A 16,527-nucleotide genomic window follows, 5' to 3' on the forward strand; every position below is an offset into this window, starting at 1 on the left:
ACAGGCATGCAAACGCGGGGCAGGGTCGAGATGGTGATGCGCAGGCTGGAAACGTCCCTGCTGGACGGCAGCTTGCCGGCGGGCGCGCAGCTGCCGGCAGAACGCCTGCTGGCGCTGCAATATGGGGTCTCGCGCAATACCGTGCGCGAAGCGGTGCAGCGGCTGGCGGCGCGGGGACTGGTGCGCAGCCGGCGCGGCGCGGGCGTGTTCGTGACGGATCAGCTGCGCACGGGCATGGCTTCGCCGTGGAGCCAGCTGGTGGCCGACCACCCCGCCCTGCGCGACGACATCCTGGAATTTCGCCGCGTGCTGGAAGGGGCGACGGCCTACTTTGCGGCGCAGCGGGCCAGCGTGAACGAGCGCGCGCAAATCATGGCGCTGCTGGCCGAGCTGGAACAGGCGCGCGCCAGCGACGACAAGCACGGCGAGGCGCAGGCCGATGCACGGCTGCATGAAGTCATCGCGCAAGCGTCGCACAACACCATGTTTTTACACCTGCACACCAGCATCATCGGCATGCTGCGCGAACACATCACCATCAATGGCACGGGCTTGCGCCAGCAGGATGACGCCACGTCGCTGCACCTGCTGTCGCAGCACCGCACCCTGTGCGAGGCCATCTGCGCCAGCCAGCCCGAGGAAGCGCGCACGGCCATGCAAAGCCACATCGATTTCGTGCGCACGCGCGTCACCAGCGACGACGATTGAGGCCACTGGTAGGACCAGTAGATGAGTACAGTGGCCGCAAAAACTGCTACTATCGCGCGCCGCCACCTGATCCATCCTGCCATGACCGTCCTCGTCCACACCCACCCGCTGGTGCTCCAGCTGGAAAACGACTTGCTGCCCCTGTTCCGCGCCGCCCTGCCGCCACTCGCGGCCGCCGTGCCCCGGGCGCTCGCCTCCGTCTTCGCCTTTTCCAGCGGTACGGCCAGCGCCTTCCAGGATTATCACTTCGGCATTTCCTGCCTGCTCGAGGACATGCCCGACGATGCCCCCGAGGAAGTCGCCCTGCTGGTCAGCGTCACGGGCCTCGGCGCCGGCGCCCGGCTGGGCGCACAGGTTGTCTGGGGCCAGCCATCGGGCCTGGTGGAAATGCAGGCCGAACTGCAGGCCGGCGACATGCCAGCCTTGCATGCGGCCCTGCCCGGCCTGCTGGCCAGCCTGCGACAGGCAGCCAGCCGTGGCGGGCCGAGTGTGACAAGCGCGTGAAAAAGTGCCAGGAAACAACAACTTACGATTTCCGTAGCGCAACTTTGTTGACTTCCACTAGCCCCAGCCCCTATCCTTTCAGTTACGTTTGGTGAGAATGTGTGCATGTTCATGCGAACATGCCCGCAAGCCGCCTTGCCCCCACAAAAGTCCATTCCGCATTTTTATTGCAACCATCAGGGCAACGCGCCTGGACGGCCGCTGCCAGCAAATACGGAGCTGACTGCCATGCCATCGCACCACCATTTTCCTGCAACACCCTTGCTCGGCTGCCTTCTCCTGCTGGCAGCCACCCTGCCCGTGCAGGCGCAGACGACGGACAGCCCTGCCGCCACCTTCAGCGCCAACGCCAGCCTCACTTCGCAATACATTTCGCGCGGCTTTCGCCAGACCTGGGGCAAGCCCGCCCTGCAGGCGGGTGCCGACTACGCGCACCCGAGCGGCTGGTCGCTGGGCACCTGGGCTTCCACCGTCAGCGACCGCTATATCGAGGATGCGACCATCGAATGGGACCTGTACGGCGGCTACAGCGGCACGGTGGGAGAACTGGGCTACAGCCTGCTCGCGTATTACTACAAGTATCCGGGCGCCGTGTACCGCGCCACGGGTGTCAAGTACGACTATGGCGAACTGTCGCTGGGCCTCAGCTACAAGATGCTGTACGCCAAATACAACCATACGGTCACGCGCGACTTTTTCGGCATCAGCAATGCGCGCGGCACGGGTTACCTCGACGTGGGCGCGAATGTCGACCTGGGCAATGCCTGGACCTTGAACCTGCACGCCGGCAATGGCCGGGTGGCGGGCACGGGCAATGCCATCTGGAACTGGCGCGACGCCAAGATCGGCGTCACCAGGGCCTTCGACGGCGGCTGGAACGCCAGCGCCGCCATCACGCGCGCCTGGGGCGCCACCGATGCCTACGACCATTACACCCTGGGCATCCCGAATGCGGCCGGCCAGTTCGACACATCGAATCCCGCCGCGGCCACCGTCGTGCTGGCCGTCAGCAAGACCTTCTAGGCGCGCTACCCGCGACGCCCATGACACCGATATCCATCCCCATCAAGGAACAGCCTCATGCAACTCTCACTGAACAGTAAAATCTGCGTCGCCGCCACCGCGCTCGCCATCCTCAGCCTGGGCGTCACGGCGGCCGTGATCGGCTACAAGAGCAGCGCCAGCGCCGAAGCGGCCGCGCTGGACCTGGCGCGCACCTCGGCGCGCGAAGTGGCCGGCGCGCTGCAGGCGCGCATCGCCAGCAACCTGTCCAGCGTGTCCAGCCTGGCCGGCGCCATGCGCGGCACCAAAAGCGCAAATTTGCCCCTGCAGCGCGAACAGATCAATGAGCTGACCAAGGCGACCCTGACCAGTTCGGAAGACTTGCTCGGTTCGGCCGTGACGTGGGAGCCGAACGCGCTCGACGGCAAGGATGCGGAATTTGCCAACCAGAAGCCGTACTACGACGCCAGCGGCCGCTTCATGCCCTACTGGACGCGCGGTGCCGGCGGAAAACTGCAAGTCGAACCCATCGTCTTCGACCCGAAACCGGGCGCCAACGACTGGTACGACGTGCCCAAGCGCACCGGCAAGACGTTTTTCACGGAACCGTATATCTACCCCGTCGATGGCAAGAATGTGCTGATGGCTTCGCTGGTGGCGCCCATCATGATCGACGGCAGCTTCAAGGGCGTGGCCAGTGCCGACTTCATGCTCACGCGCCTGGCGAAAATCCTTGCCGACCTGAAAGTGATCGAGGGCGGCAAGCTGGCCCTGATCTCGAATGGCGGCCTGTACGCGAGCCACCCGGTGCCTGAGCGCCTGGGCAAGAAGGCGGACGACGTGCCGGCCGCCGGCCTGGAAAAGGTGCGCCAGGGCCAGCCATATGAATACGAGGACGACAAGGGCTACATCCACTTGCTGCAGCCGCTGCAGATCCACCCCGATATCGCCCCGTGGAGCGTGGAACTGAACTTCCCGAAAAGCGTGGCCACGGCCTCGGCGCGCGACCTGATGATCTACACCCTGATCGTCGCCCTGCTGTGCGCGGCGGCCACGGCCGGCATTTTGATCCTCGTCGTCAACCAGCTGACGCGTCCATTGCGCACCCTGGGCCGCACCATGACGGATTTGTCGAGCGGTGACGCCGACCTGCGCGTCAAGCTGGAAGTCAAGGGCACCGACGAGCTGGCCGTCATCGGCAAGGGTTTCAACGCCTTCGTGGAAAAGATCCATGCCGTGCTGCTGCAAGTGCAAGCCAGCGCCGACAACGTGGCCCGTGCCAGCGCGGAAATTGCGCAAGGCAATAACGACCTGTCGGCCCGCACGGAACAGCAAGCCAGTTCGCTGGAAGAGACGGCCGCCTCGGTGGAAGAGCTGACGGGCACCGTCAAGGAAAACGCCGACCATGCGCGCCAGGCGAATCAGCTGGCCGCCTCGGCGTCGGACGTGGCGCAAAAGAGCGGCGAAGTGGTCGGCAAGGTGATCGAAACGATGACCTCGATCAATGATTCGTCGAACAAGATCGTCGACATCATCAGCGTCATCGACGGCATCGCCTTCCAGACGAATATCCTGGCCCTGAACGCGGCAGTGGAAGCGGCGCGCGCGGGTGAACAGGGGCGCGGTTTCGCCGTCGTCGCCACGGAAGTGCGCAACCTGGCGCAGCGCTCCGCGGCGGCAGCGAAGGAAATCAAGCTGCTGATCGACGATTCCGTGGGCAAGGTGGCCGTCGGCAGCAAGCTTGTCGATGAGGCGGGCGCCACCATGGAACAGGTGGTCGACAGCGTACGCAAGGTGACCGCCATCATGGCCGACATCAGCGTCGCCACCACCGAGCAAAGCGACGGCATCGCGCAGGTCAACCAGGCGCTGGCGCAAATGGATGGCGTGACGCAGCAAAACGCGGCCCTCGTCGAGGAAGCGGCAGCGGCCGCCGAAAGCCTGCAAGACCAGGCCAGCCATTTGGCCGAGGTGGTCAGCGTGTTCAAGCTGGGCGCGCAGCAACAGGCGGCGGTGCCGGCAGTGAAGACAGTGGCTGCGCCGCGCACGCCGCCAGCCGTCAAGGCGCCGCCGCCAGGCAAGCGCCTCGCCTCGATCAAGCCGGCGCCAGCGGAAAGAACGCAAGCCAAGACGCCGGCAGGCGATGACTGGGAAGAGTTTTAAGCCGGCCTTTCCTGCCGGCAGCGAGTTACTCTTGACTTAAATCAAGTCACGAATACATTCGGTGAGAATTGCCCCTCATCCATCCTTTTATACTGTTGCCGCGCTCACGGCACGCATGCTTGCCGGAATAAAAGGATGGGGCATGAAAAAAATAGTGGCAGTCTTATTGGCATCAAGCACCGCACTGCTGGCAGGTTGCGGCGGTGGCGGCGGCAGCGGCGATGCAGGCAATTCCAATGCGGGATCGGCGCTGGCTCCCTATGTCGGTACCTGGCAAGCGCCATGCGATGGACACGAGCGCGAGATCATGGTCGTCGCAGCCAAAGCCGATGGCAGCGGCGCCATGGAACTCAGCTCCACCACCGAAATCTATCTCAAGACCGGCTGCGGCGGCACCTTGCTGGGGACGGAAACCATGACGGCAAAGATCAGCGCGACACCGGATGGCGTGGTCGACGTTTTGGTCAAACTGACGGAAAATGGTGCCGCGAGCAACGTGCGCATCGACAAGCTGAACCTGTCCATTCCCGCCTATGCATTCAACGTCACGGGCCCTGGCGTGCAATACGTGAAGAAAGATGGCAAACAGCAATGGTGCATCGAATATGAAGGCGGCTCCACCTGCCTGCTCGACGAAGGCATGCGCCCGGCGCAAACCATCAAAGGTGGCATCGTCTTGCGCGACAACAACCTCTACACCTTCTCGCATAACGGCACCGCTTATGAACCAGACATGCTGTATGTAAAAAAATAAGCGCGTAACTTGCTGCGGAGCCCGTGGCCCCGCAGCTTCAGCGCCTCGGGTCCGTTAGCGAACATATGTGTAGAACCGAACATACATTGCGAAAATAGAAAGCTATTCTGTTGAAAAACAGGAGCTTGCCATGTCGCCCACCGCCTTTACGCTGCCATCCCACGCCGAGCTGACCGCCTTGCTGCGGCCACACGACAGCACTTTCTCCCCCGTCGAAGGCTTGCGCCGCTTGCGCGAGGCGGGACTGGACCAGCTGCCCCTGCCCGGCCACGGCGCCACTCTGCAGCGCTGGCAAATGCTGGCCGCCATCGCCGCCATCGACCTCTCCCTGCTCAAGCTGTATGAAGGCCATACCGATGCGCTCGCCATCCTGGCGGAAATCGATGGCCCCGGCGTGCCGGCCGGCAGCAGCTGGGGTGTCTGGTGTGCGGAAATGCCGGGCGCGCGCGTCCGCTTGCAGCAGGCAGCCGATGGCCGCTATGTGCTCGATGGACGCAAGGCATGGTGTTCCGGCGCGAATGGCCTCAGCCACGCCTTGATCAGCTGCTGGAATGAGGACGGCCAGGCTTGCCTGGCCTCCGTGGCCCTGTCGCAGCCGGGTGTGCACGTCACGGACGAAGGCTGGCAAGCCGTCGGCATGCTCGCCTGCGCCAGCGTCGACGTGACCTTTTCCGCCGCGCGCGCCTTTCCCGTGGGTGCGCCGGGCGCGTATCTGCAGCGCCCCGGTTTCTGGCATGGCGGCGCCGGCATCGCGGCCGCCTGGTATGGCGCGGCCTGCGCCGTCGCCAGCCACCTGCATGCGCGCGCGCAGCACGCCGCCCCCGATCCCGTCCGCCTGGCGCAACTGGGGAAAATCGATTGCGCGCTGCGCGCCGCCGGCGCCCTGCTGCGCGAAGGCGCCGCCGAAATCGACGCACAGCCGCAGCGCGACGTCATGGGCCTGGCGCTGCGCCTGCGCCTGGCGGTGGAAGATGCCGCCACCCTGGTCCTGCACCTGGCCACGCGCGCCCTCGGCGCCGGCCCCCTGTGCCGCGATGCCCGCTTCGCCCGCCTGGTGGCCGACTTGCCCGTCTTCCTGCGCCAAAGCCATGCGGAACGCGATCAGGCCGTGCTGGGCGGCATCGTCGCCGGTGCCGAAGACCATCCCTGGGCGCTCTGACATGCCCGCCCATCCCGATACGCATGCGCGCCGCATCGAAGGCCGCGGCACGCCGGACGACGTCTGGCTATCCTGGCCGGGGCTGAACGACATCCCCGCCATCGGCGCCCACACACTGGTGCCGCCGGGATCGCGCGCCGTCATCGTCGCGCCCCATCCCGACGATGAAATCCTCGCCTGCGGCGGCTTGCTGCAGCTGCTGGCGGCGCAGGGCAGCGAACTGCTGTTCGTCGCTGTCACCGATGGCGACGCCAGCCACCCGGGCTCCCCACTCTGGCCGCAGGAACGCCTGCGCCGCGTGCGTCCGCAGGAATCCGCGCAGGCGCTGCAGGTACTGGGGCTGGCGTCGCCCGCGTGGCTGCGCCTGCACCTGCCCGACGGCAGTGGAGAAACCATGACGCCGCAGCTGAGCACGACCCTGGCAGCGCAGTTGCGTCCCGGCGACACGGTGTTTACCACCTGGCGCCTGGATGGCCACCCGGACCATGAAGCCTGTGGCTGGTCCTGCGCTGCGGCATGCTCGGCCAGCGGCGCCACCCTGGTGGAAATGCCCGTCTGGGGCTGGCACTGGGCCGCGCCCGGCGATGCGCGCGTACCATGGCACCGCGCGCATCGCCTGCCATTGCCGGACCCGATCCTGCAGCGCAAGCGCGCCGCCCTGCGCTGCTTCGCCAGCCAGATGGATGCCGATCCGTCTACCGGCCGTCCCGCCATCGTGGCTGGCGATGCCTTGCAGCGCCTGCTGCACGCCTGCGAAGTGTATTTTCTATGAGCGCCTCGTCCATGCCAGACGACCAGCGCGGCAGCTATTTCGAACAGCTGTACCGCCAGGATGCCGATCCGTGGCTGGTGCGCCAGCGCTGGTACGAGGAACGCAAGCGGGCCCTGCTGCTGGCCAGCCTGCCGCAGCAGCGCTACCGCCACGCGTATGAACCGGGCTGCGGCAACGGCGAATTGACGGTCGAACTGGCACGGCGCTGCGAGCGCCTGCTGTCGGCCGATCTCTCGGCCGAAGCGTTGCGCCTGGCCCGCCAGCGCCTGCAGGACGCGGAACAGGATGCGCATGTCACCCTGGCACAGCACCGGCTGCCGCAGGACTGGCCGCGCATCCCGCCCGGCGCCGGGAAATTCGACCTGATCGTCTTCAGCGAGATCGCCTATTACCTGTCGCCGGAAGAACTGGCGCGCGTGGTCGAACACAGCATCGCCAGCCTGGCGCCGGGCGGCAGCATCGTCGCCTGCCACTGGCGCGCGCCGTTTGCGCAGCGCATCATCTCGACCGTGCGCGTGCATGCTGTCTTCCAGGACGCGCACGGTCTGCACCGGGTGCTGCGCCACGAAGAAACCGACTTCCTGCTGGAGATCTGGTCGAACGATGCGCGCTCGGTGGCGCAACGCGAGGGCTTCGCATGATAGGCGTGGTCGTTCCCGTACATGACGAGGAAGCGTGCCTGGGCGACTGCCTGGCGGCGCTGCGCTTTGCCGCCACCTGCCCGCTGCTGTCTGGCGAAGCCGTCAGCATCGTCATCGTGCTCGACGCCTGCAGCGACCAGTCGCAGCGCATCGTGCTGGCGCACGCCATGCAGGCAGACCTGCGCTGGCGCCTCGACTGCATCGCCGTCAATGCCCATAACGTGGGCGCCGCACGCGCCGCCGGCGCGCAGCTGCTGCTGCAGCAAGGCGCACGCTGGCTGGCATTTACGGATGCGGACACGCGCGTCTCGCCCTCCTGGCTGAGCACCCAGCTGGGCTTGAACGCCGATGCCGTCTGCGGCACGGTGGCCGTGGACGACTGGTCGCCGCACGGGGCCAACGCCGATGCGCTGCGTGAACACTACGCCCGCACCTACACCGACGCCGACGGCCACCGCCACATCCATGGTGCCAACTTCGGCGTACGCGCCAGTGCCTACCTGCGCGCCGGCGGCTTCGCGCCATTGGCATGCAGCGAAGACGTGGCCATGGTGGCAGCCCTGCAAGAATCCGGTGCGCACATCGCCTGGAGCGCCGCGCCGCGCGTCACGACCAGTGCCCGCCGCCATGCCAGGGCACGCGGCGGCTTTGGCGACACCTTGCTGCAGGTGGTGGCGGCGATGGAACAGTCCCCGCTCCTCACGCTGACATAGCCAAAAAAAAATCGCCGGACCGGATGGACTCCGGGCCGGCGATCAGGGCTGGCCTGAAAGCTAACTGATTACTTGAGCGGCATGGCAATGCCGAACATCACCGACTGGCTACGCCCGCTATCCATGTTCAGATTGCTGTTGTAGTCCAGGGTAATGGTCATGCCGTTCGACAGCAGCAGTTTGACGCCCAGCCCCGCCGTCCAGTTGCCCGTCTGCTGCGGCACCGTGCGGATCACGTACACGGGACCGTCGGCCGCCAGGTCGGCATAGGCCAGGCGCGCATCGTCGGCGCCCTGGAACTGGTGCCGGTACTCGAGCCGCGCACGCGGGAACCACGTGCCCAGGCCACCCACATAGATGCCCTCGGCCCGCACGCCCAGCGCGCCGATGCGCGAACGCACCGTCTGCTTGAAGTAGCTCAGCGCGTTGATGCCCGTCGCCTTCTCCGTGTACGGATCGAGCTTGGCCGACATCAGTTCCACGCGGCCATATGGCGACCACATCCAGGTGTCGTGGCGCATCTCGATACCGCCGACGACGGCGCCGAACACTTGCTTGCCGTCGCGTTCACCCGTGGCGAAACCGCTGCCATCGGTAAGGTAGCGCGACGCATCGTATTGCAGGGTACCGTAGCCGAGCACGCCGTCAAGGAAGACGCCCTTGCTCGGACGCAGGCTGCCATACACGGCCGCCACGGCGCTGTCGGCCGTGCTGCGGCTGCCGTTCTGGCCCACGTCGCTGCGGTCATGGCTGAAACCGGCGCCCACGCCCAGGGTCGCCAGGTCGCTGAGGCGGTAATCGCCACCCACGCTCACGCCGTTGGTGCGGAAACGGAAGCCCGTGTCGCGGCCATTCACATAGTGCTGGCCGAAGTCCACGGCACCGCCCAGCCACAGCGCCAGGGCCTGCTTCTGCGTGTCCGGACGCTGCGGCATGTCCGGCAAGCCGTTCGTGGCGCCGCTGACATCCACCTGTTGCCGCTCGCTGCTGAAACCGGCATCGGGCTGGCGCAGGGACGCTTTGCGCATGAACGGTTTCACGGCCGTGCCGAACACGCGATCCGCTTCCTGCTCCTGCCAGCGCGCCAGCGCCGCCGTCGGGTTGCCGCTGTCGTTCGGCGGCGTCAGGCTCAGGCCGAAGCTGGAACGTCCCCAGCCGTCGCCATGCAGGCTTTCCAGGCGCTGCGTGAAGTTCGACAGCTGCGCACTGGCGAAACGCCGCGCCGCATCGGCTTGCGCCGCCTGCAAGCCGATCACTTCCGGATCGACCGACGGATCGCGGCGCGCCGTCACCGTCACGTTGACCACGCCCGGCTTCGAGGTGGCAAAGGCATTGCTCAGGGTGTAGCTGACCACGGCGGCGCCGGCAAACTTGCCCGACGCCGCAAAGCTCAGCTGGTACGACGGCTTGCCCGCCGTGCCCACGTCGCGCACCACCGCCTTGCCCGCCTCCGCCGGCGCCACGCTCAGCACATTCGCCGCCGTGAACGGACCGCCCGTGGCGCCCGCCGTCAGGTCGACCGTGACCGTCAGGCCGGCCACCACCGTGGCGCTCTGGCTGGCCACCTGCGGCATCGGATTGACGGAAACCGTCGACGTCACCGGCGCCGAAGTGCCGAACACGTTCGACACGGTGTAGCCGATGCTGATCTGGCCGCTGGTATTGATGCCTGGCGTGTAGACGATGTCCATGCCATTCACCACTGCCGTGCCGCTGGCCGGCTGCGTCGTGATGGCCACTGCCGTGAACGGGCCACCCGTGGCGCCTTGCGTCACGGGCAGGGTCACCGGCGTGCCCGCCAATACCGTGACCGTCTTGGCGACAGGTACCGGCACCGGCTGCGGCGCCACCGTCACACTGACCGTCGCGGGCGCGGACGTGCCGCCCGGCCCGGTCGCCGTGTAGCTGAAGGCGTCAGGACCGAAGTAGTTCGCATTCGGCACATACGTCACCTTGAAGGAGCGGCCGCTGCCGCCCCCCGCCGCGCCGCTCGCCACCACCGTGACGCGCCCATGCTGCGGCGGCGTGACGATGGTCACATCCGTGATCGGGCTGCCATCCGTGGAAGCGATGGTCAGGCTCACTTCCTGGTTGGCTGACGTCGTCGCCGCTTCATTCGGCACCGGCGGCGGCGCCTGGTTTACCTGCAGGGTCAACGCTTGCTGCACCGTGAACTGGTGCGCGTCCTTCGCTTGCAAGGTGAAGTTGTAGCTGCCCGCCACCGTTGGCGTGCCGCTGACGATGCCGGTCGCCGCATTGAGCACCAGGCCCGTTGGCAAGGCGCCGCTGCTCACGGAGTACGCATACGGCGCGATGCCGCCGGCCGCCGTGAATGTCTGGCTATACGCGTCGCCGGCACGGATTGCCGCCAGGCTGGCCGGCGTCAGTGTCAGGACCGGTGCCGCCACTGCCAGGGTATAGCTGTTGGTCGCGCTGAATGGCGCGCCCACGCCCGTGCTGCTGTCCGTGACCTTGATGCTGAACGGGAAGCTGCCCGCCACATTCGTCGTGCCGGACAGTACGCCCGTGGCCCCGTTCAGGCTCAGGCCAGCAGGCAAGGTACCGCTGCTGACGCTGAAGGTGTACGGCGCCGTGCCGCCCGCTGCCGTCAGCGTCGTAGTGTAGGCCGCTTCCGCCGTCGGATTGGACAAGGCCGCTGGCGTCAGGCTGACCGTCGCCGAAGACACCACCAGCGTATAGCTTTGCGTGCCGGTGAACTGGTGCGCATCGGCCGCCTGCACGGTCACGGTAAAACTGCCGGCGGCCGTTGGCGTGCCGCTCAGCAAACCGCTGCTGCTCAAGGTGAGGCCAGCTGGCAGGCTGCCGCCCGACACCGTGTAGGCATAGGGAGCGACACCGCCGCTGGCCGACAGTGGCTGGCTGTACGCCGTGGCCACTGTCGCCGCCGGCAAGGTGGCCGGCGTGAGCGTGATCGTCGGCGCGCCGACGGCCACGGTATAACTGTTGGTAGCGCTGAACGGCGCACCCGTGCCCGTGCTGCTGTCGCTGGCGCGCAGGCTGAAGGTAAAGCTGCCGGCCACATTCGTCGTGCCGGACAGCACACCCGTGGCAGTGTTCAGGCTCAAGCCGGCAGGCAGGCTGCCGCTGGTCACGCTGTAGGTGTACGGCGCCATCCCGCCCGTCGCCATGACGCTGACGCTGTAGGGGGTTTCCGCCACGGGATTGGGCAAGGTGGCCGGCGTCAAGCTGACCGTCGGCGCGCCCACGGTGACTGTCACGGTGGCCGGCGCCGAGGTACCGCTGGCATTCGTGGCCGTATAGGTAAAGCTGTCGCTGCCGCCGTAGCCGGTCGTCGGCGTATACGTGATGCCGGTACCGCTGGCCGTCGCCGTGCCGTGAGCGGGTAGCGACGCCACTGCCACGGAGGCCGCCGCGCCGCCGCCCAGGTTCAATGGAACCGGGTTGGCGCTGCTGCCGTAGGCCACCGTCGTGGTGACGGCGCTGGCCACGGGCACGGCGATCGCCACCGTGCCGGAATAGGCATGCACGCCTGTATACGGTCCGCTGCCGGTGCTGCTGTCTGTGGCGGTGATGCTGAAGCTGTAGGCGCCCGCCACCGTCGGCGTGCCGGACACGGTACCGTCCGCCGCCAGGCTCAGGCCCGTCGGCAGACTGCCAGCTGTCACGGCATAGCCATACGGCGCCGTGCCGCCCGTGGCGGTGACGCCCTGGCTGAAGGCGACGCCGGCCGTCATGGCCGGCAAGGCCGCCGGCGCGATGCTGATCGCCGGTACCGCCACCGTCAGCGAATAGGCGCGCGCGCCCGCATATGGACCGCTGCCCGTCGAACTGTCCGTGGCCCGCACGGTGAAGTTGAAGGTGCCGCCCGCCGTCGGCGTGCCAGCCAGCAGACCGGCATTCGACAGGCTCACGCCGGCCGGCAATACACCGGCGCTGATCGCGTAGGCGTACGGTGCCAGGCCGTTCGCGGCCGTCAGGGTCTGGCTGTAGGCCGTGCCGACTGTTGCACCAGCTACGCTGGTTTGCACAATCGTCACGGTCGGCGTGGCCACCGTGATGCTCACGGTGGCCACCGCCGAGGTGCCGATGCCGTTGGTGGCCGTGTAGGTAAAGCTGTCTGGCCCGCCATAACCGGCCGTCGGCGTATATGTAATGCTGGTGCCGCTGGCCGTCGCCGTGCCATGCGAGGCGCCGGAGGACACGCTTACCGAGGTCGCCACACCGCCGCTCAGGCTCAAGGCGATCGGGGTGGCGCTGCTGCCGTAGGCCACCGTGGCGCTGACATTGCCGGCAATGGGCGCACCCGGTGCCACGCTGCCGGAATAGGCGCGTGAGCCCGAGAAGGGAGCGCCTGCGCCGGTGCTGCTGTCGGTGGCGGTGACGGTAAAGCTGTACGCGCCCGCTGCTGCCGGCGTGCCGGACAAGGTGCCGTCCGCCGCCAGACTCAGACCCGTCGGCAAACTGCCCGCAGTGACGGCATAGTTATATGCTGCCGTCCCGCCGGTGGAGGTAATGGCCTGGCTGAAAGCGACGCCGGCCGTCATTGCAGGCAAGGCAGGCGGCGCTACCGAGATCGTTGGCGCCGCCACCGTCAGCGAGTAGGCCTGCGTGCCGGCATACGGGCCGCTGCCCGTCGAACTATCCTGGGCGCGCACGGTGAAATTGAAAGTACCGGCAGCCGTCGGCGTGCCTGAAAGTATCCCGCCGCTGGACAGGCTGAGGCCTGCCGGCAAGGCGCCTGCGCTGATCGTGTAGGTGTAAGGCGACGTGCCACCTGCGGCCGTCAGAGTCTGGCTGTATGCCGTGCCGACTGTTGCACCCGATACGCTGGTTTCCACGACAGTTACCGTTGCCACGCCCACCGTAATGGTCACGGTGGCCGGCGCCGAAGTACCGACGATATTGGTGGCCGTGTAGGTGAAGCTGTCAGGGCCGCCATAGCCGGCCGTCGGCGTGTAGGTGATGCTGGTGCCGCTGGCCGTCGCCGTGCCGTGCGAAGCGCTGGAGGCGATGGCCACCGAGGTCGCCGTGCCGCCGCCAAGTGACAAAGGGATCGGGGTGGCGCTGCTGCCGTACGCCACCGTGGCGCTGGAACCACCCGCAACTGGCGCACCGAAATAGGTGAACTGGTCCGCCGCGCCGGTGGCGCTGGTACCACCCGCCGTGGTCACGCGCACATCCACCGTGCCCGTGCCGCTTGGCGCCGTCGCCGTGATCTGCGTGGCGCTGTTGACGGTGAAGCCAGTGGCCGCCGTGGCGCCGAACGTCACGGCAGTCGCACCGCCCAAATTCGAGCCCGTGATGGTGACCGTGGTGCCGCCGGTAGCAGGACCCGTGGCAGGCGAAATGCTGCTCACCGCCGGTGCGGCCACATACGTAAACTGGTCCGCTGCACTGGTGGCGCTGGTGCCGCCAGCAGTGGTGATGCGCACGTCCACGGTACCCGTGCCTGCGGGCGCCGTCGCCGTGATCTGCGTGGCGCTGTTGACGGTAAAGCCCGTGGCCGCCGTGGCGCCGAAGGTCACGGCTGTCGCGCCGCTGAAATTCGAACCGCTGATGGTGACCGTGGTGCCGCCGGTAGCCGGACCGGCCGTCGGCGAAATGCTGCTGACCACCGGTGCCGCCACATAGGTATATTGATCGGCCGCGCTGGTGGCGCTGGTGCCGCCCGTCGTGGTGACGCGCACGTCCACCGTGCCCGTGCCGCTTGGCGCCGTCGCCGTGATCTGCGTGGTGCTGTTGACCGTAAAGCCGCTCGCCGCCGTGGCGCCAAACGTCACCGCCGTGGTGCCGCTGAAGCCCGTACCCGTGATGATGACGCTCGTGCCGCCGGTGGCCGGGCCCGCTGTCGGCGAAATGCTGCTGACCGCAGGCAGCGTCACGTAGGTAAACTGATCGTTGGCACTGGTGGCGCTGGTGCCGCCCACCGAAGTGACGCGCACGTCCACCGTGCCAGCGCTGCCGGCCGGCGCCGTGGCCGTGATCTGCGTGGCGCTGTTGACGGTGTAGCCGGTGGCCGCCGTGGCGCCGAACGTCACGGCTGTCGTGCCGCTAAAATTCGAGCCGGTGATGATGACCGTGGCGCCGCCGGTAGTAGGTCCTGAAGTGGGCGAAATGCTGCTCACCACCGGCCGTGCCACATAGGTAAATTGATCGGCGGCGCTGGTGGCGCTGGTGCCGCCCGCCGTAGTGACGCGCACGTCGACCGTACCCGTGCCCGCTGGCGCCGTGGCCGTGATCTGCGTGGCGCTGTTGACCGTGTAGCCGGTGGCCGCCGTGGCGCCGAAGGTCACCGCCGTGGTGCTGCCAAAACCCGTGCCGGTGATGGTGACGGTGGTGCCGCCGGTGGCCGGGCCGGCCGTGGGCGAAATGCTCGTCACCGTCGGTACCGCCACAAAGGTGTACTGGTCCGCCCCGCTGGTGGCGCTGGTACCGCCCGTCGTGGTGACGCGCACGTCCACCGTACCGGTACCGGCAGGCGCCGTGGCCGTGATCTGCGTGGCGCTGTTGACCGTGAAGCCGGTGGCTGCCGTGGCGCCGAAGGTCACCGCTGTAGCGCCGGTAAACCCCGTGCCCGTAATGGTGACGCTCGTGCCACCAGCGGCAGGACCTGCCGTGGGCGAAATGCTGGTGACCGTTGGCGCAGGAATATACGTGAACTGGTTGGCAGCGCCGGTGGCGCTGGTGCCGCCAGTCGCGGTGACGGTCACGTTCACGGTGCCAGCGCTACCGGAAGGCGACGTGGCGGTTATGGTCGTGGCATTGACGACGGTGACGGAGACGCCATTATTGGCGCCAAACTTCAGCGCCGTAACGCCCGTAAAGCCGGTACCAGTAATGGTGACGGCCGTGCCGCCGGTCGCAGGGCCGGATGCAGGCGACACGCCGGTGATGGTCGGCGGCGGCTGGGCGTTGATCACCAGGGAATAGCTTCTGGACGTGTTGTACGGTCCATTGCCGCCCGTGACATCCGTCGACTTGATCACAAAGTTATAGGTGCCCAGGGCGCTCGGCGTACCCGATAACAAGCCGCTGGAGGACAGGCTCAGGCCAGGCGGCAAACTGCCCGACTCCACCACATAGGTAAAGGGCGCAGTGCCATTCAAAGTGGACATCTGCTGGCTGTAGGGCGCCGACAGCCCGCCTGCCGCCAGGGTGGTGGGCGTGATGGACAAGGTAGGGATGGCGACCGTCACGGAATAATTCTTGATGACCACCTGCGGCGTGCCTGCCGTCGAATCGGTGACCTTGACGCCAAACGCAAAGGAGCCGGTAGCCGTCACGGTGCCGGAAATCACGCCGCTCGACGACACGGTGATGCCAGGTGGCAAGGTGCCTGAATCAAACGCGTAGGTATAGGGGGCCACGCCGCCGCTCGCCGACATGCCCTGGCTGTAGGGCACGCCAATCACGGGTGCCGTCAAACTGCCGGGCGCCACGGTGAAGGCAGCCGCCGCGGGCAAGACGGTCACCATAAAAGTGATCTCTCCTTGCGACTCATCGAGCAGCACAAACGTATCGGACAGCGCGCCATCTCCATTATTGGTATAGGTCGCCTTGTTGTCCTGATTGTTGGTGAGGCCGGTAATCGTGCCGTGCAATGCCGTGGCGGCATTATCGTTCAGGCCAAAAGTATTGCAGCTCGACAGGTCGATGATGTACGAGGCACCCGAGGCAACTGTAAAACTCTGATTCGGAGGGCAGATAAGGCTCGGGCCCGCCGCCTGCGCGGGCGTGATGCCGAACGCCAGCATCAGCAGGCACAGCGAGGCAAGCCACTGCACGAAACGGCCGGATACTGGCGACCTTTCAGCGGCACTGTTTGGCATTCGCCCCTTGTTTCCGGCAAAAAAGGAAAGCAGAAAAGAAAGTGCCGGACGGGCGCCGATATCGTTGCAAGTGCGCAACATAATTTCTCCAATACAGTGTTTTTTAAACAAAAAATGCACATGAATTCAGGCTGCAAGCGATGCCTATCCAGGCTCTTCTACAGTGCCAACAGATGTTGACGCTTGCCATATGACAACGTATGCTAACCCGAGATTTCAATAAAGTAACTATAACAAAAAGGGTTTTTTAAAACGCAATATTGGTTGCAAATGGAAAATATTTCCCATTTGAAATTTAAT

General features: G+C 66.4%; 10 protein-coding genes. 9 read left to right on the forward strand and 1 reads right to left on the reverse strand.

Annotated features, from left to right (window positions below; genetic code table 11):
* Positions 1 to 6 precede the first annotated feature (6 nt).
* From CSQ92_RS13270 to CSQ92_RS13310, 9 genes are all read left to right on the forward strand, one after another.
* Positions 7 to 708: a FadR/GntR family transcriptional regulator gene (locus CSQ92_RS13270; protein WP_257219206.1), complete on the forward strand. Its 702-nt coding sequence runs from the start codon at positions 7 to 9 to the stop codon at positions 706 to 708.
* A 21-nt stretch (positions 709 to 729) separates the two neighbouring features.
* The gene (locus tag CSQ92_RS13275) at positions 730 to 1,212 is read left to right on the forward strand and encodes a hypothetical protein (RefSeq protein ID WP_070254098.1); all 483 of its coding nucleotides are present in this window, start codon (positions 730 to 732) and stop codon (positions 1,210 to 1,212) included.
* Positions 1,213 to 1,440: 228 nt separating this feature from the next.
* Positions 1,441 to 2,235, forward strand: a complete 795-nt coding sequence (locus CSQ92_RS13280; RefSeq protein WP_257219207.1) for a TorF family putative porin — start codon at positions 1,441 to 1,443, stop codon at positions 2,233 to 2,235.
* A 57-nt stretch (positions 2,236 to 2,292) separates the two neighbouring features.
* Complete coding sequence (locus CSQ92_RS13285; RefSeq protein WP_099394318.1) at positions 2,293 to 4,377, forward strand: methyl-accepting chemotaxis protein; 2,085 nt, start codon at positions 2,293 to 2,295, stop codon at positions 4,375 to 4,377.
* Positions 4,378 to 4,519: 142 nt separating this feature from the next.
* Entirely contained in the window at positions 4,520 to 5,131 is a 612-nt protein-coding gene (locus CSQ92_RS13290; protein WP_143450360.1) for a hypothetical protein, read from the forward strand.
* Between the two features lie 130 nt (positions 5,132 to 5,261).
* Entirely contained in the window at positions 5,262 to 6,290 is a 1,029-nt protein-coding gene (locus CSQ92_RS13295; protein WP_099388501.1) for an acyl-CoA dehydrogenase, read from the forward strand.
* Position 6,291: 1 nt separating this feature from the next.
* On the forward strand, positions 6,292 to 7,062 hold the full coding sequence (locus CSQ92_RS13300; protein WP_099394320.1) for a PIG-L deacetylase family protein: 771 nt from the start codon (positions 6,292 to 6,294) through the stop codon (positions 7,060 to 7,062).
* Positions 7,059 to 7,703: a class I SAM-dependent DNA methyltransferase gene (locus tag CSQ92_RS13305; RefSeq protein ID WP_257219208.1), complete on the forward strand. Its 645-nt coding sequence runs from the start codon at positions 7,059 to 7,061 to the stop codon at positions 7,701 to 7,703. The genes CSQ92_RS13300 and CSQ92_RS13305 overlap by 4 nt, the downstream gene beginning before the upstream one ends.
* Positions 7,700 to 8,416 (forward strand): glycosyltransferase, encoded by a 717-nt coding sequence (locus CSQ92_RS13310; protein WP_034789143.1) that lies wholly within the window; start codon positions 7,700 to 7,702, stop codon positions 8,414 to 8,416. The genes CSQ92_RS13305 and CSQ92_RS13310 overlap by 4 nt, the downstream gene beginning before the upstream one ends.
* A gap of 68 nt (positions 8,417 to 8,484) precedes the next feature.
* On the opposite strand, the gene CSQ92_RS13315 is transcribed toward CSQ92_RS13310, so the two are convergent.
* Positions 8,485 to 16,182: a putative Ig domain-containing protein gene (locus CSQ92_RS13315; protein WP_180277006.1), complete on the reverse strand. Its 7,698-nt coding sequence runs from the start codon at positions 16,180 to 16,182 to the stop codon at positions 8,485 to 8,487.
* Positions 16,183 to 16,527 lie beyond the last annotated feature (345 nt).

This window comes from Janthinobacterium sp. BJB446 (assembly GCF_002735655.1).
Classification (GTDB): domain Bacteria; phylum Pseudomonadota; class Gammaproteobacteria; order Burkholderiales; family Burkholderiaceae_D; genus Janthinobacterium; species Janthinobacterium lividum.

Bases quoted from the DNA above. Each gene is read 5' to 3' on its own strand.
- CSQ92_RS13270 (WP_257219206.1), top strand. From the start codon at position 7: ATGCAAACGCGGGGCAGGGTCGAGATGGTGATGCGCAGGCTGGAAACG.
- CSQ92_RS13275 (WP_070254098.1), top strand. From the start codon at position 730: ATGAGTACAGTGGCCGCAAAAACTGCTACTATCGCGCGCCGCCACCTG.
- CSQ92_RS13280 (WP_257219207.1), top strand. From the start codon at position 1,441: ATGCCATCGCACCACCATTTTCCTGCAACACCCTTGCTCGGCTGCCTT.
- CSQ92_RS13285 (WP_099394318.1), top strand. From the start codon at position 2,293: ATGCAACTCTCACTGAACAGTAAAATCTGCGTCGCCGCCACCGCGCTC.
- CSQ92_RS13290 (WP_143450360.1), top strand. From the start codon at position 4,520: ATGAAAAAAATAGTGGCAGTCTTATTGGCATCAAGCACCGCACTGCTG.
- CSQ92_RS13295 (WP_099388501.1), top strand. From the start codon at position 5,262: ATGTCGCCCACCGCCTTTACGCTGCCATCCCACGCCGAGCTGACCGCC.
- CSQ92_RS13300 (WP_099394320.1), top strand. From the start codon at position 6,292: ATGCCCGCCCATCCCGATACGCATGCGCGCCGCATCGAAGGCCGCGGC.
- CSQ92_RS13305 (WP_257219208.1), top strand. From the start codon at position 7,059: ATGAGCGCCTCGTCCATGCCAGACGACCAGCGCGGCAGCTATTTCGAA.
- CSQ92_RS13310 (WP_034789143.1), top strand. From the start codon at position 7,700: ATGATAGGCGTGGTCGTTCCCGTACATGACGAGGAAGCGTGCCTGGGC.